Origin of the sequence: Leifsonia sp. TF02-11, from assembly GCF_017565305.1 — a bacterium.
GTDB lineage: Bacteria > Actinomycetota > Actinomycetes > Actinomycetales > Microbacteriaceae > Leifsonia.
In genome coordinates this window covers 21,284-44,006 of record NZ_JAGEKP010000032.1, presented here as the reverse complement: position 1 = coordinate 44,006, position 22,723 = coordinate 21,284, and the positions used below count along the sequence as shown (strand labels likewise).

The 22,723-nt window shown below is 69.7% G+C and carries 20 protein-coding genes and 1 pseudogene; 20 read left to right on the top strand and 1 reads right to left on the bottom strand.

Annotated features, from left to right (window positions below; all coding sequences use genetic code 11):
* From JNB50_RS24200 to JNB50_RS24185, 5 genes are read left to right on the top strand one after another with little or no spacing between them, the layout of a single operon-like run.
* Positions 1–1,593, top strand: a complete 1,593-nt coding sequence (locus tag JNB50_RS24200) for a GMC oxidoreductase (RefSeq protein ID WP_208042647.1) — start codon at positions 1–3, stop codon at positions 1,591–1,593.
* 13 nt (positions 1,594–1,606) lie between these two features.
* Entirely contained in the window at positions 1,607–2,023 is a 417-nt protein-coding gene (locus tag JNB50_RS25350; RefSeq protein ID WP_243768932.1) for a DUF6379 domain-containing protein, read from the top strand.
* Complete coding sequence (locus JNB50_RS24195; RefSeq protein ID WP_243768931.1) at positions 2,020–2,958, top strand: sugar phosphate isomerase/epimerase; 939 nt, start codon at positions 2,020–2,022, stop codon at positions 2,956–2,958. The genes JNB50_RS25350 and JNB50_RS24195 overlap by 4 nt, the downstream gene beginning before the upstream one ends.
* Before the next feature lies 1 nt (position 2,959).
* The gene (locus tag JNB50_RS24190; protein ID WP_208042646.1) at positions 2,960–4,441 is read left to right on the top strand and encodes a DUF6379 domain-containing protein; all 1,482 of its coding nucleotides are present in this window, start codon (positions 2,960–2,962) and stop codon (positions 4,439–4,441) included.
* A 6-nt stretch (positions 4,442–4,447) separates the two neighbouring features.
* Positions 4,448–5,362, top strand: coding sequence for an alpha/beta hydrolase (locus JNB50_RS24185; protein ID WP_208042645.1), 915 nt, complete (start codon positions 4,448–4,450; stop codon positions 5,360–5,362).
* Positions 5,363–5,408: 46 nt separating this feature from the next.
* On the opposite strand, the gene JNB50_RS24180 is transcribed toward JNB50_RS24185, so the two are convergent.
* Positions 5,409–6,344: a LysR family transcriptional regulator gene (locus JNB50_RS24180; protein WP_208042644.1), complete on the bottom strand. Its 936-nt coding sequence runs from the start codon at positions 6,342–6,344 to the stop codon at positions 5,409–5,411.
* Between the two features lie 104 nt (positions 6,345–6,448).
* Between JNB50_RS24180 and JNB50_RS24170 the strand changes: the two are divergent.
* The 15 genes and pseudogenes from JNB50_RS24170 (at position 6,449) to JNB50_RS24100 (ending at position 22,719) form a co-directional block, all read left to right on the top strand.
* Positions 6,449–7,870, top strand: a pseudogene (locus tag JNB50_RS24170) (ABC transporter substrate-binding protein).
* Positions 7,871–7,940: 70 nt separating this feature from the next.
* A complete protein-coding gene (locus tag JNB50_RS24165; RefSeq protein ID WP_243768930.1) occupies positions 7,941–8,927 on the top strand; it encodes a carbohydrate ABC transporter permease in 987 nt (328 codons plus the stop codon).
* Between the two features lie 3 nt (positions 8,928–8,930).
* Entirely contained in the window at positions 8,931–9,773 is an 843-nt protein-coding gene (locus JNB50_RS24160; protein ID WP_208042642.1) for a carbohydrate ABC transporter permease, read from the top strand.
* 6 nt (positions 9,774–9,779) lie between these two features.
* Entirely contained in the window at positions 9,780–11,294 is a 1,515-nt protein-coding gene (locus JNB50_RS24155) for a family 43 glycosylhydrolase (protein ID WP_208042641.1), read from the top strand.
* Positions 11,291–13,921, top strand: a complete 2,631-nt coding sequence (locus JNB50_RS24150; protein ID WP_208042640.1) for a glycosylhydrolase-like jelly roll fold domain-containing protein — start codon at positions 11,291–11,293, stop codon at positions 13,919–13,921. The genes JNB50_RS24155 and JNB50_RS24150 overlap by 4 nt, the downstream gene beginning before the upstream one ends.
* The gene (locus tag JNB50_RS24145) at positions 13,918–14,289 is read left to right on the top strand and encodes a nuclear transport factor 2 family protein (RefSeq protein ID WP_208042639.1); all 372 of its coding nucleotides are present in this window, start codon (positions 13,918–13,920) and stop codon (positions 14,287–14,289) included. The genes JNB50_RS24150 and JNB50_RS24145 overlap by 4 nt, the downstream gene beginning before the upstream one ends.
* Before the next feature lie 12 nt (positions 14,290–14,301).
* Positions 14,302–15,096: a TIM barrel protein gene (locus tag JNB50_RS24140; RefSeq protein ID WP_208042638.1), complete on the top strand. Its 795-nt coding sequence runs from the start codon at positions 14,302–14,304 to the stop codon at positions 15,094–15,096.
* Complete coding sequence (locus tag JNB50_RS24135) at positions 15,093–16,691, top strand: GMC oxidoreductase (RefSeq protein WP_208042637.1); 1,599 nt, start codon at positions 15,093–15,095, stop codon at positions 16,689–16,691. The genes JNB50_RS24140 and JNB50_RS24135 overlap by 4 nt, the downstream gene beginning before the upstream one ends.
* A gap of 30 nt (positions 16,692–16,721) precedes the next feature.
* A complete protein-coding gene (locus JNB50_RS24130; RefSeq protein WP_208042636.1) occupies positions 16,722–17,117 on the top strand; it encodes a DUF6379 domain-containing protein in 396 nt (131 codons plus the stop codon).
* Positions 17,114–18,232 (top strand): sugar phosphate isomerase/epimerase, encoded by a 1,119-nt coding sequence (locus JNB50_RS24125; protein WP_208042635.1) that lies wholly within the window; start codon positions 17,114–17,116, stop codon positions 18,230–18,232. Before JNB50_RS24130 ends, JNB50_RS24125 begins: the two co-directional genes overlap by 4 nt.
* Before the next feature lie 14 nt (positions 18,233–18,246).
* Entirely contained in the window at positions 18,247–19,278 is a 1,032-nt protein-coding gene (locus JNB50_RS24120; RefSeq protein ID WP_208042664.1) for a sugar phosphate isomerase/epimerase, read from the top strand.
* A gap of 21 nt (positions 19,279–19,299) precedes the next feature.
* Complete coding sequence (locus JNB50_RS24115; RefSeq protein WP_208042634.1) at positions 19,300–20,097, top strand: nuclear transport factor 2 family protein; 798 nt, start codon at positions 19,300–19,302, stop codon at positions 20,095–20,097.
* 9 nt (positions 20,098–20,106) lie between these two features.
* Positions 20,107–20,523 (top strand): DUF6379 domain-containing protein, encoded by a 417-nt coding sequence (locus JNB50_RS24110; protein ID WP_208042633.1) that lies wholly within the window; start codon positions 20,107–20,109, stop codon positions 20,521–20,523.
* Positions 20,520–21,701 carry a Gfo/Idh/MocA family protein gene (locus JNB50_RS24105; protein ID WP_208042632.1) on the top strand — a complete coding sequence of 394 codons (1,182 nt, stop codon included), beginning with the start codon at positions 20,520–20,522 and terminating at the stop codon, positions 21,699–21,701. The genes JNB50_RS24110 and JNB50_RS24105 overlap by 4 nt, the downstream gene beginning before the upstream one ends.
* Positions 21,702–21,711: 10 nt before the next feature.
* A complete protein-coding gene (locus JNB50_RS24100; RefSeq protein WP_208042631.1) occupies positions 21,712–22,719 on the top strand; it encodes a sugar phosphate isomerase/epimerase in 1,008 nt (335 codons plus the stop codon).
* The last annotated feature ends 4 nt before the right edge of the window (positions 22,720–22,723 follow it).

Sequence of the window (22,723 nt, the reverse complement as noted above, 5' to 3'; positions counted from 1 at the left end):
ATGATCACCCACACCATCGCCGTCGTCGGCAGCGGCCCCGTCGGTTCCGCCTATGCCCGGCTGCTGCTGGAGGCCGTTCCCGATGCGCGCGTGGTGATGCTGGAGGCCGGCCCGCAGCTGACCCCCATCGCCGGCGAGAACGTCCGCAACATCCCCGACCCCGACGAGAAGGAGCGGGCGCGCGAACGGTCGCAGGGTCCGCAGGCCGGCGTGTTCCGCGAATCGCTCGGCATCCCGTCGGCGGTGGTGGAGGGCATGTTCACCGCACGCGGGGGTACGCACCTGCTCGACTACGGCGGCGAGGGTTCTGCGCATGCGCCGACGTTCCCGGCCGCCGCGGCTTCCACCAACGTGGGCGGCATGGGCGCGCACTGGACGTGCGCGACGCCGAGCCCGTCGTTCAGCGAGCGCATCCCGTTCATCGCCGACGCCGAGTGGGAGGAGCTGATCGCCGAGGCTTCGCGGCTGCTGCACGTGCAGACCGCTGCGTTCGCCGACTCCGAGATCGGGTCGGCCATCCGGTCGCTGCTGGCAGAGGAGTTCGCGGGCGAGTTGCCCGAAGGCTTCGGCCCTGGCACCCTGCCGGTGTCCGGCGACCCGCAGCCCGACGGCACGATGCGCTGGGCGGGCGCGGATGTGGTGCTCGGGCCGCTGCTCGACCCCGAGAGCCCGCTGGCCGAGCGCTTCGAGCTGCGCGACCTCTCACTGGTGCGCCGCATCGACCACGCCGACGGCCGGGTCACCGGCGTCACCGTCGAAGACCTCCGCAGTCACGAGATCTATCCGGTGGAGGCCGACCTCGTCGTCGTCGCCGCCGACGCCTTCCGCTCCCCGCAGCTGCTGTGGGCGTCGGGCATCCGGCCGCGGGCGCTCGGCCACTACCTCACCGAGCATCCTGTGGTCATCTCGACCGTCGCCCTCGACGCCGCGAGCATGAGCCGGTTCGCGACGGAGGAGGAGCTCGACCGCGAGCTCGCCCGCCGTGCGACGAACCCGGCCGACCCGGTCGCGGCCGTGAACCGCATCCCGTTCTCGGAGCCGGACCACCCCTTCTCGCTGCAGGTGATGTACGCGGAGAGCCCGCCCTTCCAGCTCGACCCGGAGCATCCGGCGGCCGGCAACCGATGGGGCTACGTCAACATGGGCTACGGCATGCGCAAGCGACCGCGCTTCGACGACGCCGTCACCTTCGACGACGACGAGCTCGACTATCGCGGCTTCCCGAACTTCACGATCAGCTACGCGCTCACGGATGATGAGCAGGCGGAGATCGCCGCGGCCACCGAGCGGCTGCGCCGCGCCGGGAACGCGCTCGGCACCTTCGTCGCCGAGCCGCGGCTGCTCCCGAACGGCTCCAGCCTGCACTACCAGGGCACCATGCGGCTCGGCGCGGAGGACGACGGCACCTCGGTGGCCGACCCGTACTCGCGGGTGTGGGGCTACGACGACCTCCTCGTCGGCGGCAACGCGCTCATCCCGACGGCGACCACGATGAACCCCACGCTGATGAGCGTCGCGATCGCCGTGCGCGGCGCACGCGAGGCTGCGCGCCGACTGACCGCGGTGGCCGAGGCCGCCGGACGAACGAACTGAAGGGAAGGACGACATGCTCGAGGAACAGCTCATCCAGGCTGCCGGGTTCCGCAACGTCGGGCCGGAGGACGCCCCCACGGGGTTCCAGCTGCGGGTGCGGAGCCCGTACTACCGCGGCCTCTGGGGCAACCTGATCGAGAAGCCGACGGTGACCGTCGACGGCGAGGAGTTCGCCGGCGACGACATCGTCTGGACGTTGCCGGCCGGTCCGTCCGGCGCGACGGACTACACCTTCGACGAACTGCAGCGATCGCCCGACGCGCGCTGGCCGATGGACGCGCCGGCCGTGCTCACCGTGCCCAAGCCCGGCGGACTGGCCCGCGGCATCCACGACGTGACGCTCGAACTGCGGCTGCGCATGTCGTACATCCCCGAAGAGCTCCAGCCCTCGATCTGGACCACGACCCGGAAGGCGGTGATCGTCCGATGAGCGCGCTTCCGTTCGGTTTGGGCGTCTCCCTGTACAGCTACACCGAGGACATCGGCGTCACGATGACGGTCGAGGACTGCATCGAGGACGTCGCGGACCTCGGCGCCACCGGGCTCGAACTCCTCGGCGAGGGCCACATCGCGGACTACCCGAATCCCTCCAGCGCGTGGATCGACGCGTGGTTCGCCCGCAACGAGCGTCTCGGGCTCACCCCGACCCTCTACGGATCGTGGATCGACACCCGGCGGTTCCCCGGCCGGACGATGACGGCGGCCGAGGGGGCCGCCCAGCTCGAACTCGACCTGCGGCTGGCCGGCAGGCTCGGCTTCTCGTTCGTGCGGCCGAAGATCGGCGTGATCTCCGGCGACCTCCGGGTCGACCCGATCTGGCAGGAGGCCGTGGAGCGCAACCTCGAGCTGGCGGAGCAGCTCGGCATCGTCATCTGCCCCGAGATCCACTGGCCGACCGTCATCAAGTCCCCGGTGGTCGAGGAGTACCTGGAGTTCAAGGAGCGCACCGGCACCTCGCAGTTCGGCCTCCTGATCGACACCGGCGTCTTCGACGTGCAGCGCTATCAGCGGCGCGGCGGAACAGCCGCCTTCCGCATGGGCGACGGGGGAGCGATGCCGCCGGACGTGCCGTTCGTGCCGGTCTCGGATCTGCGCGATGTCATGGAGCACACCGTCTATTTCCAGGCCAAGTTCTACGAGGTGGACGACGACCTCGTCGACCACTACATCCCGTGGCGGGAGATCGTCGACGTCGTCGTCGACTCCGGCTACACCGGCTGGCTGTCGAGCGAGTACGAGGGCCACCACGAGCCCTACCGCGCGTCCGACCAGCTGCGCCGGCAGCACGCCCTCATCCGATCCATCGCCGCCGAGCGTGCGGGGGCCTCCGCCGGTGGCGCCCCGGCGCTCGCAGACAGGAACTGACATGCCCAACGGACTCATCGACGACGCGAGCCTGCGCGTCCATCCGGAGGGCGTCGCCCTCGCCCTCACCATCCCCTGGTACCGCAGCCTCTGGCTGTCGTCGGTCACGACCCTGCGTCTCACCGTCGACGGCGTCGAGGTTCCGGAGGAGGATCTCGCCTTCGAGCTCGACGGCGTGCGCTACTCGATCGCCGACCTCCCGCAGCAGAGCGACGTGCTCTGGTACCTGCAGTCGCACCCGCTGCTGATCGTGCGGCGCGACATCGCTGTCGCGCTCGGCGAGACGCACGAGGTCGAGCTGCACGGCGAGCTGCGGCTGCCGTACATGCAGATCAGGCCGGGGGAGGACGGCGGCCCCGGCCTGTACGTGCCGAACGTCGTGCACCAGCGGCTGACGCTGACCGCGACCGATCACGACGTGCCGCCACCGGTGCTCGTGACCGATGTGCCGCCGGCTCCGGAGGCGACCGAAGCGGACCCGTTCCGGCTCGGGCTGACGCTGTACTCGGCCAGTGCGGAGTTCCGCGCCGGCTGGTTCGACTTCGACGGCCTCCTGGATCGCGTGGCCGAGCTCGGCATCGGCCCGGGCATCGAGATCGTGGCCTCACAGGTGCTGCCGACCTACCCGGTCGTCTCCGACGCGTTCGTCGCGACGTGGCGGAAGGCCTTCGACCGGCACGGCTTCGACGCCAGCTCGTTCGGCGCGAACCTCGACATGGGTAAGCGCCGCGACCGCGACATGACGCCCGACGAGGAGTTCGAGGTCAGCGAGCTGCTGTTCCGCGGAGCGGCGAAGCTGGGGTTCCCGCTGGTGCGCATCCAGTCGGCCAAGCCGGAGCTGATGCGTCGCCTCCTGCCCGTCGCGGAAGAACTCGACCTGAAGCTCGCGTACGAGATCCACGCGCCGATGGGGCCGAACTCGCCGGAGATCGTGAAGGTGCGCGATGTCTACGCCGAGCTCGACTCGCCGCTGCTCGGTTTCGTCGCCGACTTCTCCTCGACCATGCACAGCATGTCGCCGACGCTGCTGCGCGCCGTGCGCCGTGCCGGCCTGGGCGACGAGGAGGTGCAGCGGCTGCAGGAGATCTGGTCGACCGACGCGTCGATGCGCGAGCGCCAGCAGGAGTTCATCGGCTACCTCGACAGCCGCGGCTTCGACCCGGGCCGCCTGGGCGCCTTCGCCCACCTGGCCTTCAACATGCACGGTCATGTCGACCCGCGCGAGTGGGCGGACATCATGCCGCAGATCCAGCACGTGCACGCCAAGTTCTACGACATCGACGACGACGGCCAGGAGCCCGCGATCGACTACCCCGAGCTCGTGCGGGTGTTCGTCGAGGGCGGCTACCGCGGCTACTGGTCGAGCGAGTGGGAGGGGCACGCGTTCGCCGAGCTGGGGGAGGTCGACCCGCTCCTGCTCGTGCGCAGGCAGCACGATCTGATCCGGGCGAGCATGCGGTCGCTCGCGACGGCCGGGCGGTAGGGACTCATGACGGACACGCAGCCAGACCTCCGCACCGTGCCGTTGCCGGAGGCGCTGGCGTGGCTTCGTGAGCACGGCGAGCCGGCGGACCCTCGGCCCGACATCGACACGGCATCGCTGCGGAGGCGGTTCCCGCGCTTGGCGCACGTTCGAACACGCGACCTCGCCGTCGAAGCGCCGAGCGGCCGGCAACCGGCCCGGCTGTACCGCGACGACACGGTCGCGCACGCGGGCGCGGCACTGGTGTGGGTGCACGGAGGCGCCTTCATCGGCGGCCACCTCGACATGCCGGAGTCGAACTGGGTGGCACTGGAGCTCGCGGCGCGCGGCATCCCCGTGCTCGCGATCGACTACGTGAAGTGCCTCGGCGACGTGCACTTCCCTGCGCCGTCGGACGACGTGCTCGCCGGGTGGAGGTACGCCAGGGCGAACAGCGCGGAGCTGCTGGGCGCCGAGCCGGGTGCGCTGCTGCTCGGCGGAGCGAGCGCAGGCGGCAACCTCGCAGCGGGCGCGGCGGCGCGCCTCCGCGACGCGGGGGAGGCGCTGCCCGCCGGGCTGGTGCTCGTCTATCCCGCGCTCGACCCGGACGGCGCGCATCCCGGTACGGCCGTCGATCCGGACTCGCCGTTCACGCAGCTGTCGCTGAACTTCGCAGGGTCGCCAGAGGCCCTGCACGATCCGCACGCGTTCCCGGGGCTGGGCTCGGTCGGCGGGTTCCCGCCGACCCTCGTGGTCGTCTGCGAGCAGGACGGCCTGCGTCCGTCGGGCGAGGCCTTCGCCGCCCGGCTCGCGGTCGCCGGGCGCGACAGCACCCTCCACGTCGAACCCGACGCCGATCACGCCCACATCGACGAGCCGTCGCACCCCGGCGCGGCGCGCACGCTCGCCGCCGTCGTGGAGTGGGTCGGCGACCGCTGGTGAGCAACCCACGTCGCTTACGTGCCCTTCGGCGGAAGGCAGAAGCGCGCTAGGTGTGCTCGCCGGCGGCGACGATGCGGCCGGCCTCCTCGAAGAGGCCGCGCATCCAGGTGTGCTCGGGGTCGTGCGTGTGCACGGGGTGCCACCACAGCGCGTTGACGATCGGCGTCGGAGCGAACGGGAGGCCGACCACGCGCACGGCACCGGCGCGCTGGGCGAGCGGCACGAGCGCTCGGTGGATGATGCCCACGCGCCGGGTGCCCGCGATGAAGTGCGGGATGGCGAGAAAGCTCTCGACGACCACCTCCACGTTGGGCTCGATGCCGAGCTGCTGGACCTGCCGCTCTGCGGAGGTGAAGGCCGAGCGCGACTGGTAGTTCATCACCCAGGGCAGTTTCGACATCTCCTCGCGCGACAGCGAATCACCGACCTCGTCGTTGTCCTCGGCGACGATCGCGACCCAGTCGTCCTGCCAGAGGTCGGCGAACGGCAGCTCGGTGAGGAAGCCGTGCGGGATGACCATGCCGTCCACCGAGCGCAGCCGGTTCGTCGCGTCCTCGACCACGGTCGGGTTGTGCAGCATGAACCGGAAGTGCACGCCGGGAGCCTGCGCGGCGGCCAGCTCGGACACGGTGCGGCCGATGGTCGTGAAGCCGTAGTCGGACCCGTAGATCGAGAACTGGCGCACCGACTCGGAGGGATCCCAGGTGGCCTGGCTCTCGAACACCCGGCGGGCGGCGTCCAGTGCGATCGTGGTGTGGTCGGCCAGCCGGAGCGCCAACGGCGTCAGCTCGTAGGTGTTGCCGCGGCGGGCCAGGATCGGGTCGCCGAAGTGGATGCGCAGCCGCGACAGCGAGGCGCTCAGAGCGGGCTGGCTGAGGCGCAGCCGCTCGGCCGCGCGCGTCACGCTGCGCTCGGTGAGCAGGGCGTCGAGCGCGATCAAGAGGTTCAGATCGAGCCGCGACATCAACGGGTAATCGGTCACGACGATGTGATCCTTTCCTCCTCGGGCCGGCGATTTTCACTATATCGACGCCGGTCTCGGCGGGGTGTGCCGCTCAGCGTATCGATCGCGTATCGACCCAGCTTATGTCTGGGATAAGCAGAACTACCGTTGTTTATCTGCTTTACCGCTGCGACACTCGAAACTGCCCCCATGAGGACGGCGACACAGCCGCCGCTCTCATCGACAACGAAGTCTTGGAAGAGGTCAATCCGATGAAGCACACCCGCAGGAGCCGCACAGCCCGGCTCGCCTGGCTCGCCATCCCCGCCGCAACGGGCCTCCTGCTCGCAGGCTGCTCCGGCTCGGGGAACTCCTCCGGCACGGAGCCGCAGACCATCACCTTCGCCTACGGCGCGACCAACGACCAGGACAAGGCGGCCTACGACAGCCTGGCCACGTCGTTCATGGCCGAGAACAAGGGCGTCACCGTGACGACCCAGAACCTCCCCGTGCAGAGCTACCCGACGACGATCGCCACCCGCGTACAGGGTGGCAACGCTCCGGACACGTTCTACGCGGAGGGCGGCACCGGCCAGTCCAACTCGATCCTCCCGTGGGCCAAGTCCGGGCTGGTGCTACCGCTCGACGACCCGTCGATCGCGTCGAACCTCCCCGACTCCGCGAAGAGCCTCTACACCTACAACGGCAAGATCTACGGCGTCCCGCTCGGCACACAGCTGAACGGCGTCATCTACAACGACGAGCTCGCCCAGTCCATCGGCGTGTAGATCGACGCGACGACCAGCCTCGACGACATCATCGCGCAGTGCGGCACGGCCCGTGCGGCCGGCAAGACGGTCTTCGGTCTGGCCGGATCGACCTACCAGAACAACGGCATCCTCGCCGTCGCGCTCGCGACCTCCACGGTCTACGGCCCGAACAAGAACTGGAACGCGGACCGCGCCAAGAACAAGGTGACCTTCGCCGGCACCAAGGGCTGGACGACCGCGCTGGAGTCCATCAAGAAGATGTACGACGCGGGCTGCTTCCAGGACGGCGCCACCAGCGCAGGCTTCGACGCCCTGACCAACGGCGCGTCCTCCGGCAAGATCCTCGGCTTCTTCGCCCCGAGCGCAGCGGCCCAGCAGATCATGCAGGCCGCCGGCGGTCACGTGAAGCTCATCGCCCTCCCCGTCGGGGCGCCACAGGGCACCAAGACCTACCTGTCGCTGAGTGCCGACCAGGGCGTCACCGCGAGCGCAAAGACCAAGAGCCCGAAGCTCGCGACGAAGTTCCTGAGCTACATCGTCTCGGACAAGGGACAGCAGGAGTACTCCAAGCAGGTCGGCACCATCCCGGTGAATGTCAGCAACGACTCCTCTCTTCTGCCGCAGTACGCCGGCATCAAGGACGAGATCGCGAAGAACGACACCCGGGGCTACGCACCCACCGAGTGGCCGAACGCCAAGGTCTACACCGACCTCGGCAACGGCGTGCAGGGCATCCTGACCGGTCAGATGACCGTCAAGCAGGTGCTGCAGCAGCTGGACACCGACTGGGGTTGATCCGGCGACCCGGGCGGCCGACCCTTCGCCGGGCCGGCCGCCCGAACCCGGTTGTGAAAGGAACGAATCGATGACGACGCAGTCAGAGGTGCGGACGATGAGCACGAAGACCCCGACCACGAAGAGTGGGGCCACCACGCGCGGGGCCACGGCCCCGGTGGCGTCGCCCCAGCGTGCGCCCCGCACCAAGCCCTACCGGGTGAAGCTCGGCAGCTGGTGGTGGGCGCTTCCCGCCCTCGTGCTGATGCTGATCGTGATCTACGCCACCACGATCGCGGGAGGGTTCTTCGCCTTCACGAACTGGTCGGGCCTCGGCCCGTTCGACTTCGTCGGCCTGCAGAACTTCGTCAAGATCTTCCAGACACCCGAACTGATCGGGTCGCTGTGGAACACCCTCATCCTGGCCTTCGGATTCCTGGTCTTCACCAACATCTTCGGCTTGTTGTTCGCCCTGGCGCTGAACCGCTCGCTCAAGTCGCGCTACGTCCTCCGAACCCTGATCTTCATGCCCGTGGTCGTCAGCCCGATCGCGGTCTCGTACATCTGGAAGTTCATCTTCGACTACAACGGCCCGCTCAACCAGGCGATGACCGCCGTTGGCCTCCCCAAGCAGAACTGGCTGGCCAGCCCGACGCTCGCCATCTGGTGCGTGCTGATCGTGATGGTCTGGCAGAACATCGGCTTCGTCATGGTCATCTACCTGGCTGGCCTCGCGACCGTCCCGATCGAGATGGAGGAGGCGGCGGCGCTCGACGGCGCCAGCACCTTCAAGCGGTTCCGCTACGTCGTCCTCCCGCAGATCCAGCCGTCGGTCGCCATCGCGACGACGTTGACGCTCATCCAGGGCCTCCGGGTCTTCGACCAGGTGGTGGCGCTCACCGGGGGAGGCCCGGCCGGCGCCACCCAGACGCTCGCCTTGGAGGTCTACCAGACGGCGTTCACCTATCAGCAGTTCGGCTTCGGCGCGGCACTCGCTCTGATCCTGAGCCTGCTCATCCTGGTCTTCTCCCTCGCGCAGCAGTACGCGACGCGCGACCGCTCGCTCAAGGAGGCGTGAGCCGTGTTCCGCTACACCAAGAAGACCCTCGCGATCGAGGTCATCGTGCTCATCGCGACGGCGATCATGCTGCTCCCGTTCTGGATCCTGCTCGTCGGGTCGTTCAAGACGCTGCCCGACATCCTGAGTTCCGCCGCGGTCGCGCCCCCGACGAGCCCGACCTTCGACAACTTCATCCAGCTGCTCTCGCCGGCCTCCGCATCGTCGGGCAACATCTGGGCGGGCCTGGCGTCGAGCGTGATCATCACGGCGGGCAGCATCCTGCTGCTGGTCGGCCTCGGTTCGGTTGCCGCGTACGGCATCGCCCGCTCGACCAGCAGGTGGAGCCGCCGCTCGTTCTACCTGTTCCTGGTGGCGATCATCCTGCCGACCCAGCTCGGCACCCTGCCGCTCTACATCGGCGCCCGCGACGTCGGCCTGGTGGGCAACCCGTGGGGCATGATCCTCATCTACACGGGGATGCTGCTGCCGCTGTCGGTCTTCCTGTACGCGAACTTCTTCCGCAACCTGACGCCCGAGTACGAGGAGGCCGCGATCATCGACGGCGCGAACCGCTACCAGGTGTTCCGCAAGGTCGTCTTCCCGCTGATGTCGCCGGCGACCGGCACGGTGGCGATCCTCGCCGGGCTGATCGTCTGGAACGACTTCTTCACCTCGCTGATCTTCCTGAACGGTACGGCCTGGCAGACCCTGCCCGTGGTCATGTACAGCTACGTCGGCTCGCTGGTGTCGCAGTGGAACCTGATCTTCGCGGTCGTCATCGTCTCGATGATCCCGATCCTCGCGTTCTACGCCTTCGCGCAGAAGAAGTTCATCCAGGGCTACGCCGGCGGGCTCAAGGGCTGACCTCCGATGACCGACGCTGCCCGTTCCGCCCCCGACCTCGGGAACGGGACCTTCCTCAACCCCGTGCTGCCCGGTGACCGGCCAGACCCTGCGGTCCTGCGGGTGGGTGAGCTGTATTATCTGACGCACTCGTCGTTCGACGCGTCGCCCGGGCTGGCGATCTGGCGCTCGCCCGACCTCGTCAACTGGACCTTCGTGACCTGCGCGCTCGCGGAGCCGCTCAGCACGGTGTTCGCTCCGGACTTCGTCGAGCACGACGGACGCTTCTACCTCTACATCCCGTTCATCCCGAGCGCGTGGTCGGAGGCCATCACCGAGCCGCAGATCTGGGTGATCCACGCCGACAGCCCGGAGGGGCCGTGGAGCGAGCCGGTGTTCACGGGGGTGACCGGGGCGATCGACCCGGGCCACGTCGTGGGGGAGGACGGCGAGCGCTACCTGTTCGTCAACGGCATCCGCCGCTGCCGGCTGAGCCCGGACGGCCTCCACGCTGTCACAGCGCTCGAGCAGGTGTACGACGGCTGGCGGTACCCCGACGACTGGATCACCGAAGCGTACGCGCTGGAAGGGCCGAAGCTGTTCCGGCGCGGCGACTGGTTCTACCTGGTCAGTGCGGTCGGCGGCACCGGAGGGCCGGCGACCGGCCATATGGTCATCGTCGCCCGGGCGCGCTCGGTGCACGGCCCGTGGCAGAACGCGCCGGGCAACCCGATCGCTCGCACCTGGTCGGCGGACGAGGCCTGGTGGTCGCGCGGCCACGCGACCATCCTGGACGCGCCGGACGGCAGCTGGTGGATGGTGTCGCACGGCTACGCTAACGGCTATCGCACCCTCGGCCGGCAGGCGCTGCTCGAACCGATCGTCTGGACGGAGGACGGCTGGCCGGTGGCGTCGGCCGCCGACCTGGGCGCGCCGTTGCGGAAGCCGGCCGGCGCCTCCTCGCCGATCGCGGTCCCTGCGCCCTCCGACGACTTCTCGAACACCGCGTGGGGCGAACGCTGGACCTTCGACAACCCTGGAATCGACGAGCGCTCCCGCACGCGCTTCCACGACGGACTCACCGTGCGCGGCGCGGGCACATCGCCCGCGGACTCGTCGCCGCTCACGACGTGGGCGATGGACGACGCCTACGAGATCGAGGTCGTGCTGGAGGTGTGCGACGCCGCGCTCGGGGGCCTGCTCCTCTACTTCAACGACCGGATGTTCTTCGGGATGGGCTGGGACGGCTCGGCGATGCAGAGCTACGCCGGCGGTATCCGGACGCACTGGCGCGAGCCCGCCGAGCCGGGTGCTTCCATCGAGCTGCGTCTCCGGAACAACCGGCACGTCGTGACCGGTTGGCACCGGCGGCCTGGCGAGGCGTGGGTGCGCCACGGTGTGCGGTACGAGACCTCCGGCGTCCACTCGGCGACGCTGAACGACCTCAAGAGCCTCCGGCCGGCGCTGTTCGCCGCCGGTGACGGCGATGTCGTGTTCCGGCGCTTCCAGTACCGTCCGCTCGACGGGGAGGTGCAGCGATGACCCTCGAACGCTTGCGCGATGCGGTGACCGGCGTCGTCCCGAACGCGATCATGCCCCTGTTCTGGCAGAAGGGCGGACCGGTCGAGGTCGTGCGCGAGGAGCTGGAGCGCATCGCGGACGCCTGGATCGGCGCCGTCATCCTGGAGGCACGACCGCACCCCGAGTTCCTCGGCGAAGGCTGGTGGCGCGACGTGGATGCCGTGCTCGAGATCGCCCGCCGCCGCGGACTCACGGTGTGGTTCTTCGACGACGACATCTTCCCGACGGGCCACGCCGGCGGCGCCGTGGAGGCGGCACCGGCCGAGCTGCGCCGGCATTTCCTCACCGAGCGGCACACCGACGCCGTCGGTCCGGCACGCGGCGCCTCCTTCATCGTCGAGCGGCGGAAGTTCTGGGGTCCGGAGGCCGCGCAGCAGCCGGGCGCGCTGCTGCGCGTGCTCGCCTACCCGCGCGCCGAGGACTCCGACGAGCTCGTCGGCGACCCCGTCGACCTGACCGAACGCATCGTCGACGGCGTGCTGCACTGGGACATCCCGGACGGCTGGTGGCGGGTCTTCTTCCTCTCGGTCGGCGAAGGTGGCGGCAGCGAGCCGCACGCGCGGCACATCGACTACCTGAACGCCGACTCCACGCGGCTGCTCATCGACACGGTCTACGAGCGCATCCACGAGCGCTACGCCGACGAGTTCGGGACCACGATCGGCGGGTTCTTCAGCGACGAGCCAGGGCTCTACAACGACCCCGACACCTTCGACTTCGACTCGCGGCTCGGCAAGGCGGTGCCGCTGCCGTGGAACGACGCGGTCGCCGCGCGCCTGTCCGAGCGTCTCGGCCGTGACGCGACCCCACTGCTGCCGCTGCTGTGGATGCCGGCCGGCGGACGCGAGCGCGAGCTGCGCTACGCCTACATGGACACGGTCTCGCAGTTGTACTCCGAGAACTTCGGACGCCGGCTCGGCGACTGGTGCCGCGCGCACGGTGTCGAGCACATCGGGCACGTCATCGAGGACAACGGCTCCCACGCACGGCTCGGCCCGGGCGCCGGGCACTACTTCCGCGCGATGGCCGGCCAGGACATGGCGGGCGTGGACATCATCGGCGGCCAGGTCGTGCCCGGCTTCTCGCGAGGACCGTTCGGCAACCTCAGCGGGGCCGCCGACGGCGAGTTCTTCCACTTCGGGCTTGCCAAGCTGGCGTCGTCCGCCGCGCACCTCGATCCCCTGAAACAGGGCAGGGCGATGTGCGAGACGATCGGCGCGTACGGCTGGTACGCGGGGCTGCGGCTGTTCACCTGGCTGACGAACCACCTCCTCGTGCGGGGCGTCACGCACATCGTGCCGCACGCTTTCTCGCCCGCGCCGTTCCCCGACCCGGACTGCCCTCCGCACTTCTACGCGCGCGGCAACAACCCGCAGTACCCGCATCAGCGCCTGCTGAGCGCCTACACGAATCGGCTGAGCCACCTGCTGCAGGGCGGCGCGCATGTCGCCCCGTTCGCCGTGCTCTACCACGCGGAGGCCGAATGGCTCGGCGACGCGATGCCGTCCGAGCGGCCGCTTCGGCTGCTGATGGAGGCGCAGCTCGACGCCGACATCGTGCCGGCCGATGCCCTCCCCGCTGCCGGTGCGGACGCGTCGCGGCTGTCGCTCGGCGGCGAGACCTACGACGCGCTCATCGTGCCGGGCAGCGCCTTCCTTCCCGCGCACGTTGCGCGAGAGCTGCTGCGGCTCGACGACGCGGGGGTTCCCGTCGTGTTCGTGGGTTCGGTTCCGGAGGTGGCTGCTTCCGGCGGCGATGCGAACGCCCTCCGGGTGCGGTTCCGTCAGGTGTCGCAGAGGCGGCTGGTCGATGCGGTCTCCGCGATGACGGACCGCGCGGTGCGGCTCGACCGCCCGGCGGCGTCGCTGCGGGTGCTGCGCCGCGATCTGGGCGACGCGGATGTGCTGATGCTCGTGAACGAGTCGGTGCAGGAGGCCGTCCGTGCGACGGCGCTGCTTCCGCGGCAGGGCGAGGTCGTCGCGTACGACGCCATGACCGGCGCGCTGACCGCGGTTCCCGGGATGGCCGACGACGGGTCGACCTCCGTCGTCCTCGATCTCGGCCCGGGTGAATCGCTGGTGCTGATCGTCGGCGGGCCGTCGGCGTGGGAGGGGCTGCCGGTCCGATCGGCGTCCGCGCGCGACTCCGCGGAAGTGCTGGCGCCGACGTGGTCGGTGTCCGTCGCGACGGCAGGGGAGGCCGTGTTCTCGGACTGGGGCGAGCTCACCGGTCTCCGCCCGCTCAGCGACCCCGACCTCCTGCCGCGGTTCAGCGGCACGGCGCGATACACGGCGTCGTTCGAGACGGAGACGGAGACGGAGGCGGAGGCTGCCTCGCACGTCCTCGATCTCGGCCAGGTCTTCGAGATCGCCGGCGTGCGCCTGAACGGCGTCGACCTCGGCACCCGCATCGCGCCTCCCTACGTCTTCGAGATTCCGGCGGGGGTGCTGGCCGGGAGCAACACGCTCGAGATCGACGTGACCAACACCCTCGCCAAGGCCCAGCCCGACTTCTTCTCGGCGTTCGCGCAGCAGGAGCCGAGCGGGCTGCTCGGGCCCGTGACGCTGTCTCGGACGGAGTCGTCATGAGCGACAACCGCGCTGCGTTCGAGCACTTCTGCGACCTCTTCTACACGCAGAAGCGCGTCGCCGACGCCTTCGCCGCCCTCGTCGCCGACGACTACCGGCAGCACAACCCGAACATCGCCGACGGCGCCGCCGCCGCGGTGGAGGCGTTGACGCCGAAGTTCGACGGCAGCCCGGACGCACGGTTCGCGATCCAGCGGATCCTCGTCGACGGCGACCACGCGATGGTGCACGTCAAGGCTTCGCGACCCGGCGCCGCCGACGCCGCGGTCGCGGACATCTACCGATTCGAGAGCGGCCGGATCGTCGAGCACTGGGACGTGCTGCAGCAGGTCCCCGTGCATGCCGCCCACGACCATCCGATGTTCTGAACAGGAGAACCCATGTACGAGCTCGCACCCAACATCGAGTTGCTCTTCACCGAGGCCGGCGACTACCACGATCGCGTCCGTGCCGCCGCAGCGGCCGGCTTCGGTGCCGTCGAGATGTGGGGACCGACCGGCATCGACGCCCCCGCGACGCCGAAGGACCTCCCTGCACTGAAGGCCGCGCTGGAGGAGACCGGCACGAAGCTCACCGCCCAGCTCTCGGAGCCGCGCACCCAGTTCATGATCCCGCCGTGGGACCACTCGGAGTTCTACCGCAAGCTCGACGAGGGCGTCGCCATCGCGCAGGACCTCGGCTGCCCGCGCATCGTAGTCGGCAGCGGCACGGGCTTCGGAGGCTGGAAGCGGCAGGTGCAGCTCGACAAGCTCGTCGAGATCTATCAGAAGGCGATCGCGCAGATCGACGGTTCGGGCATCACGCTCGCGTTGGAGCCGGTCAACGTGCGCGTCGACCACCCCGGTTCGCTGCTCGATCGCACGGCAGAGGCCGTCTACGTCGCGCGCGGCGTCGACTCCCCGTTCTTCGGCGTGCTCTACGACATCTACCACTCGGCCGTCGAAGGCGAGGACATGGCCGCGGAGCTGGCAAACGCGGGCGGCCTGATCGCCTACGTGCAGCTCGCCGACGCCCCCGGCCGCGGCGAACCGGGCTCCGGCGAGCTCGACTGGGCGGGCCGCCTCGGCATGCTGCGGGCCTCCGGCTACGACGGGCCGATCGGGCTCGAGTACTACCCGACGCAGGAGTCGGCGGCCTCGGTCGCGCTCATCCGCGAGCTGGCGGCCGCAGCATGAGCCGGTATCCCGAGGTGGTCGACGTCGTCATCGTGGGTAGCGGCCCGACGGGCGCCGCCTACGCGCGCATCCTCAGCGAGGAGGCGCCCGGCTCGACGATCGCGCTGTTCGAGGTCGGCCCGACGGTGTCGAGCCCGCCGGGAGCCCACGTCAAGAACATCGAGGACCCCATCGCGCGCGCCGACGCCCAGGAGCGCTCGGAGGGGCCGGGCGCCGGCTCCGAGACCGTGAGTTCGCCGGGTGCCGTGACCGCCGGCCTGCGCCGCGGACGCCCCGGCACCTACCTCCTCGACGAGGGCTACCAGGAGCCGGGGGAGGACGGCATGCCCGTCGCCGCGTTCTCCAGCAACGTCGGCGGGATGGGCGCGCACTGGACCGGCGCCTGCCCGCGGCCGGGCGACAGCGAGCGCATCGCGTTCCTGCCCGACCTGGACGACCTCCTCGACGAGGCCGATCGGCTGCTCGGCGTCACGACCGACGCCTTCGACGGGGCGCCGTTCACGGCGCTCGTCCGCGATCGGCTCGCCGCCGCGGTGGACGACGGGCGGCCCGCCGCCCGGCGCGTGCAGCGGATGCCCCTTGCGGTGCACCGCCGGGACGACGGCCGGCTGGTCTGGTCGGGCTCCGACGTGGTGTTCGGCGACGAGACCCGCGCCAACGCGCACTTCACGCTGTACGACGAGTCGCTGGTCACCCGGGTGCTGCTCGCTGACGGCCGCGCCGTCGGCGTGGAGGTGCGCGACCGGCGCACGGGCGATCTCCACACCGTGCGTGCGCGCTTCGTCGTGGTCGCCGCGGACGCCCTGCGCACGCCGCAAGTGCTCTGGGCGTCCGGCATCCGTCCGACTGCGCTGGGCCGCATGCTCAACGATCAGACGCAGGTCGTGTACGCCACCCGCATCCGCGATGCCGCGGAGGTCGCGGCCGCCGAGCGCGGAGCGGAGGGTGCGACCGGCGGCAGCGTCGGCGCCGACGAGATCATCGACGGCGCGATCAGCGAGCGCAGCGGCGTGAGCTGGGTGCCGTTCACCGACGCGGTGCCGTTCCACGGTCAGGTCATGCAGCTCGACGCCTCGCCGATCCCGCTCGCGGACGACGATCCGGTCGTGCCCGGCTCGATCGTCGGGCTCGGCCTGTTCTGCGCCAAGGACCTGCAGTGGGACGACCGGGTGGCGTTCGCCGACGACGAGCTCGACTGGTACGGGATGCCCGCCATGCGCATCCACTACACGCTCACCGACCGCGACCGCGCGGTGGTCGAGCGTGCGCAGGCCGAGATCGTCGAGCTGGCGAAAGCGGTCGGCGACCCGATCGGCGACCGGCCGTTCACCATGCCGCTCGGCGCCTCCCTGCACTACCAGGGCAGCGTGCGGATGGGGGAGACCGACGACGGCCGCAGCGTGTGCAGCCCGGACAGCGAGGTGTGGGAGGCGCCGGGCGTCTTCGTCGCCGGCAACGGCGTCATCCCGACGGCGACGGCGTGCAACCCGACGCTGACCTCCGTCGCGCTGGCCGTGAAGGGCGCTCGCCGCATCGCGCGCGAACTGACAGGCGCCGGATCCTTGCTTATGCAGCAAACCAACATTAGTGTGTAGAAACACGGAAAAAGTAGTCAAGGAGGACTCGTGATCCCCGATCGCATCATCGAGCAGGGAACGCTCAGGACCACCGGCACGCGTGCCGCGGTGGACGTGCGCATCCCTTGGTACCGTGCACTCCCGGCGTCCTGCATCGCAGGCGCCACGCTGTCCGTGGACGGCGTGCCCGCTCCGGCCGAGACGCTCCGCTGGGAGCTCAACGGCCGCGAGCGCACCTTCGCAGAGATGAAGGACGACACCGAGGAGTGGTGGTTCCCGCTCGACTCCGCCGTGCTCTCGGGCGAGATCCCGGTCGCCGCGGACGGCGAGCACGAGGTGTCCGTCGACCTCACGGTCTACATCCCGTACATCATCATCGGCGACGACGAGGTGCTCCACATCGAGGAGCACGACAGCAAGACCATGAAGGCGGTGGCGGCATGAGCGACTCGACCACGCGTCTCGGATCCCCGATCCAGGGCGTGACCCTCTACAGCTTCACCCGGGCGTTCCACGGCCGCGAGTACGACCTCGAAGGACTGATCCGCAAGGTCGCCGCCGACGGCTACGGACCAGGGCTCGAGATCATCGGCTTCTCCAGCTTCCGCGGCTTCCCCGCGATCGACGACCGGTTCGCCGGGAGGTTTCGCGAGCTGATCGACGAGCTCGGCCTCGTCACCACGTCGCTGGCGATCAACGCCGACATCGGCATCCACCGCGACCGGCTCCTGAACCAGGACGAGCTCATCGAATACATGCGTCGCCAGATCGAGGCGGCTGCGAAGCTCGGGTTCCCGATCGCGCGCGTGCAGATCTCGATCACACCCGACTCGATGGCCGCGCTCGCTCCGATCGCCGAGCAGTACGGCGTGACGCTGGCCCTGGAGGTGCACGCCGACCAATACGCGTCGCACCCGCGCATCCTCGCGCTGCGGGACCGCTACGAGGAGGTCGGGTCGCCGTTCCTCGGCTTCACCGCCGACTGGGGCGCCACCACCGCCGGGTTCGCGCCCTCACTGATCGAGGCGTACCGCCGCCGCGGCGCCACCGACGAGCTGCTCGGCCAGGTCGTCGACCTCTGGAACGAGTTCTACGAGGCCGGGCCTCCCGCCGACCAGGCCGACCACGGTCAGCGCTTCGGCCGGTTCATCGGCCTGGCCGCGCAGAACGGCCGGCCCGATCTCGGCATCGACTTCGCCATCAACGGCACCGGCCTGTTCGGCCCGGCGCGGGTGGACGACTGGCTCGAGATCATGCCGTGGATCAAGCACGTGCACGGCAAGTTCTTCGGCATCGACGAGAACCACGAGGAGCCCTCGGTGCCGGTGCGCGACCTCATCGCGCTGCTGGTGCGCAACGGCTACAACGGGGCGATCTCCAGCGAATACGAGGGCTGGCACTGGAACTACTGGCAGTCGCCCTTCGAGATCATCCGCGACGAGCAGGCCGTGCAGCGTTCGGCCGCTCAGAACACGGGGAGCCGGATGGTCACAGACGCCGCGGAGGCCCGCCGCCAGCTGGCGCAGTGGCTGCCGAGCACGGAAGGAGTGAGCGCATGAGCGCGGAGGACACCATCGGAGCCGGCATCGCCGGCACCGGAATCGAGCTGGGCACGACGCTCTACTCGATGACGAGCGAGTTCGCGGCCGGCCTCTACACGCCGGAGACCCTGATCGCGGCCGTCGCCGAGAACGGCATCGGCCCGGGCGTCGAGTTCAACATCGCCCAGTTGCTGCGCACCTACCCGGATGTCGACGCCGCGTTCGTGAAGCTCTGGTTCGACACCCTCGAGAAGTACGGCCTCCAGCCGAGCGCCGTCGGCACGAACCTCGACATGGGGCGCCGCAAAGACCGCGACATGACACCGGACGAAGAGCACGACTTCCTCGCCAGGCAACTCGAGACGGCGCACACCCTCGGCTTCAAACGGGTCGTCATCCGTTCGGCCGGCCGGGAACTGCTGCGCAGCCTCCTGCCGCTCGCCGAGAAGTACGACCAGCGGCTCGGCTACGAGATCCACGCGCCGCAGGGTCCCAACGACCCCAAGGTGCTCGGCATCCGCGAGCTCTACGACGAGCTCGGCAGTGACCGGCTCGGGTTCACCGCCGACTTCTCCTCGACCATGCACAGCCTGTCGCCGACGCTGCTCGCGCAACTGGCGAAGATGGGGATGGACGAGAAGCACTTCCCGGTCATGGACGAGATCTGGCACGAGCCGACGCCTATGCACGTGCGCAACCAGAAGTTCGAGGACTACCTCACCGGCGAAGGCGTCGACCCGGTCGGCTTCGGCCCGTTCACGCGGCTGGCGTTCAACATGCACGGGCTGGTGCCGCCGGAGGAGTGGCTGGACATCATGCCGCAGATCTTCCACGTGCATGCCAAGTTCTATGACATCGACGCCGAGGGTCAGGAACCCGCGATGGACATCCCGCGCATCGTGCGCCAGCTCGTCCAGGGCGGCTACCGCGGGTACCTCTCCAGCGAGTGGGAGGGCCACGCCTTCCAGGACCTCGGGGAGGCCGACCCGATCGACCTCGTGAAGAAGCAGCACGCGCTCATGCGGCGCACCATCGAAGACGCCGTCGCCGGCGTCCCGGCCTGATCGCGAAGGAGCACATCAGCCATGTCGGAAACCGCTGTATCGAACGCCATCGGCGAGACGACCGTCTCGGAGCTCGTCGCCGAAATCGCGCGCCTGCGCGAGGAGGTCGCCGCCGCACAGGGCCTCGCCCGTCGCGCCGCCGACCGCGGCGAGATCGAGAACCTGTTCAGCCGCTACATGTATCTGCACAACGCCTTCGAGGACGAGCAGATCATCCCGCTCTGGGTGAAGGAGGGCACGGAGGGGATCCGCGCCCGCTACACGAACGCCGGGCAGTACACGACCTGGGAGAGCGTCACGCGCTACCACCGGGGCCGTCCGTCGCCCGAGGGCAAGCTCATCCTCCACGCCACGACCACGCCGGTCATCGAGGTCGCCGGAGACGGAAAGACCGCGAAGGGTGTCTGGCTGATGGCCGGCACCGAGTCGGGCCTGACCGACCCGGAGGTGGCCAAGGCCTTCCCGGACATGTACTCGCCCGAACCGGTGCAGGGCAAAAAGGTCTGGGCGCACTGGGTCTGGTGCAAGTACGCCATCGACTTCCTGCGCCAGGACGGCGAGTGGAAGATCTGGAAGTTCCGCTGCTACGAGCTCGCCCGGGCGCCGTTCGAGGAGAACTGGGTCAGCTTCGGCGAGAAGAACCAGGGGGCCTTCGACCTCGACCTCATGTACTTCGGCGACGACGGCAAGCCGGTGTTCATGCCGCCGGCGGACGAGCCGGTCCCGAGTGAGAACCACCCGTACAGCCCGAACACGGTGCAGTCGCTCGAGCCGGTGCCCCCGGTCGCGCACGACACCTTCACCGACACGTTCAAGTAGGAGACGCTCATGGCAACGCACAACTCGCTGTTCTCGGAGAAGGACGTGCGGCGTACCGACGACGGCATCGCGGTCTCGATCCAGCTCCCCTGGTACCGGAGCCTGTGGCTCTCGGCGGTCGACGACGTCGCGGCGACCGTGAACGGCGTGGAGATCCCGCGCGACGACCTCCGCTTCGAGCTGAACGGCCGCAGCTACCGGATCGAGGAGCTGCCGGAGCAGTCCGAGACCCTGTGGTTCGTCGCCGACCGCCCGGACGTCGTGATCCCGCTGGGCCACGCGCCTGCGGCGGGCGAGAGACTCACCGTGGAGGTCGTCCTCACCATGCGCCTGCTCTACATGCAGATCATGCCGGGTGTCGACGGCGGCCCCGGCCGGTACGTGACCAACCGGGTGCCCGTCGAGCGCGAGCTGGTGCTGGCATGACGCTGCGTGTGGCCCTGATCGGCTACGGGTTCATGGGCGCTGCGCACTCGGTGGGCTGGCGGCAGGCTCCCCGCGTCTTCGACCTCCCTGACTCGGTCGAGCTGGCCGTGATCGTCGGACGGAACGAGGAGGCGGTGGCGAAGGCCGCCGCCCAGTGGGGCTGGGCCGAGCACGCCACCGACTGGCGCGAGGTGATCGCCCGCGACGACATCGACCTGGTCGACATCGTGACGCCGGGCGACTCGCACGCCGAGATCGCGATCGCGGCGCTGGAGGCCGGTAAGCACGTGCTCTGCGAGAAGCCGCTCGCCAACTCGGTCGAGGAGGCCGAGGCGATGGCGGCGGCTGCCGAGCGTGCCGCCGAGAAGGGGGTGCGCGCGATGGTGGGCTTCACCTACCGGCGCGTCCCGGCCGTCTCCCTGCTGCAGGACCTGATCTCCCGCGGGACGATCGGCGAGGTGCGGCAGGTGCGCGGGGCGTATCGGCAGGACTGGCTCGTCGACCCGTCCGTGCCGCTCGGCTGGCGGCTCCAGAAGGAGCACGCCGGTTCGGGAGCCCTGGGCGACATCGGCGCGCACATCGTCGACCTGACGCAGTTCGTGACAGGGAGCCCGGTGACCCGGGTCTCCGGGACGGTCGAGACGATCGTCGCGCAACGGCCCGTGCTCGGCGAGCGTTCCGGGTTCGCCGGCAGCTCCACCGGAGAGCTCGGCGACGTGACGGTCGACGACGCCGCGATCTTCACCGGACGGCTCGGCAACGGCGCACTGGTGTCGTTCGAGGCCACGCGCTTCGCCACCGGGCGCAAGAACGCCCTCACCATCGAGGTCTCCGGCTCTCAGGGAGCGCTGGCGTTCGACCTCGAACGCCTCAACGAACTGCGGTACTACGACCGCAACGCGCCCGCCGAACTGCAGGGGTTCACGACGATCCTGGTCACCGAGCCCGAGCATCCGTACGTCTCGGCGTGGTGGCCTCCTGGCCACATGCTCGGCTACGAGCACGGCTTCTCGCACCAGGTCGTCGACTTCGTCACGGCGATCGCCCACGGCACCGAGCTCGACCCCACCTTCGCCGACGGCCTCGCGGTGCAACGTGTGCTCGCCGCGGTGGAGGCCAGCTCGGCGAACGACTCGGCGTGGGTCGCTGTCGAGGCCGCAGAACCCGCGCGCGTGTAGGAGGACGAACATGACCAGACCGATCACCTTGTTCACCGGCCAGTGGGCCGATCTCCCGTTCGAGGAGGTGGCCCGGCTCGCCGGCGAGTGGGGCTACGACGGCCTCGAGATCGCCTGCTGGGGCGACCACCTCGACGTCTCGCGGTGGGACGACGCCGACTATGTGCAGTCGCGGAAGGACATCCTGGAGCGCAACGGCCTGCGCGTGTGGACGATCTCCAACCACCTCGCCGGCCAGGCCGTCTGCGACGACCCGATCGACGAGCGGCACCGCGACATCCTGAACGACCGGGTCTGGGGCGACGGCGACCCGGAAGGCGTGCGGCAGCGCGCTGCCGAGGAGCTGAAGCTCACCGCCCGGATGGCCGCGGCGCTCGGCGTGACGACCGTCACGGGCTTCACCGGCTCCTCGATCTGGAAGGCCGTGGCGATGTTCCCACCGGCCTCCGATGCGTGGATCGCCGCCGGCTACCAGGACTTCGCCGATCGCTTCCATCCGATCCTCGACGTGTTCGAGGAGGTCGGTGTGCGGTTCGCGTTGGAGGTGCACCCCTCCGAGATCGCCTACGACTACTGGACGGCGAAGGCCGCGCTGGAGGCGATCGGCCACCGGAAGAGCTTCGGCATCAACTTCGACCCGTCGCACTTCATGTGGCAGCAGCTGGACCCGGTGGCGTTCGTGCTCGACTTCGCCGACCATATCTTCCACGTGCACGTGAAGGAGTCGATCACCAACCTCGACGGCCGCAACGGGGTGCTCGGCTCGCACCTGCCGTGGGCGAACCCGCGCCGTGGCTGGACGTTCGTGTCCACTGCGCACGGCGAGGTGCCGTGGGAACCGATCTTCCGCGCGCTCAACTTCATCGGCTACACCGGCCCGACGTCCGTGGAGTGGGAGGACGCCGGCATGGACCGCCTCCATGGCGCCCCGGAGGCCATCGCCTTCGTGCGCGAGCTCAACGCCATCACCCCGCCCGACGCGTCCTTCGACGCCGCCTTCTCGACGAAACAGGACTGACATC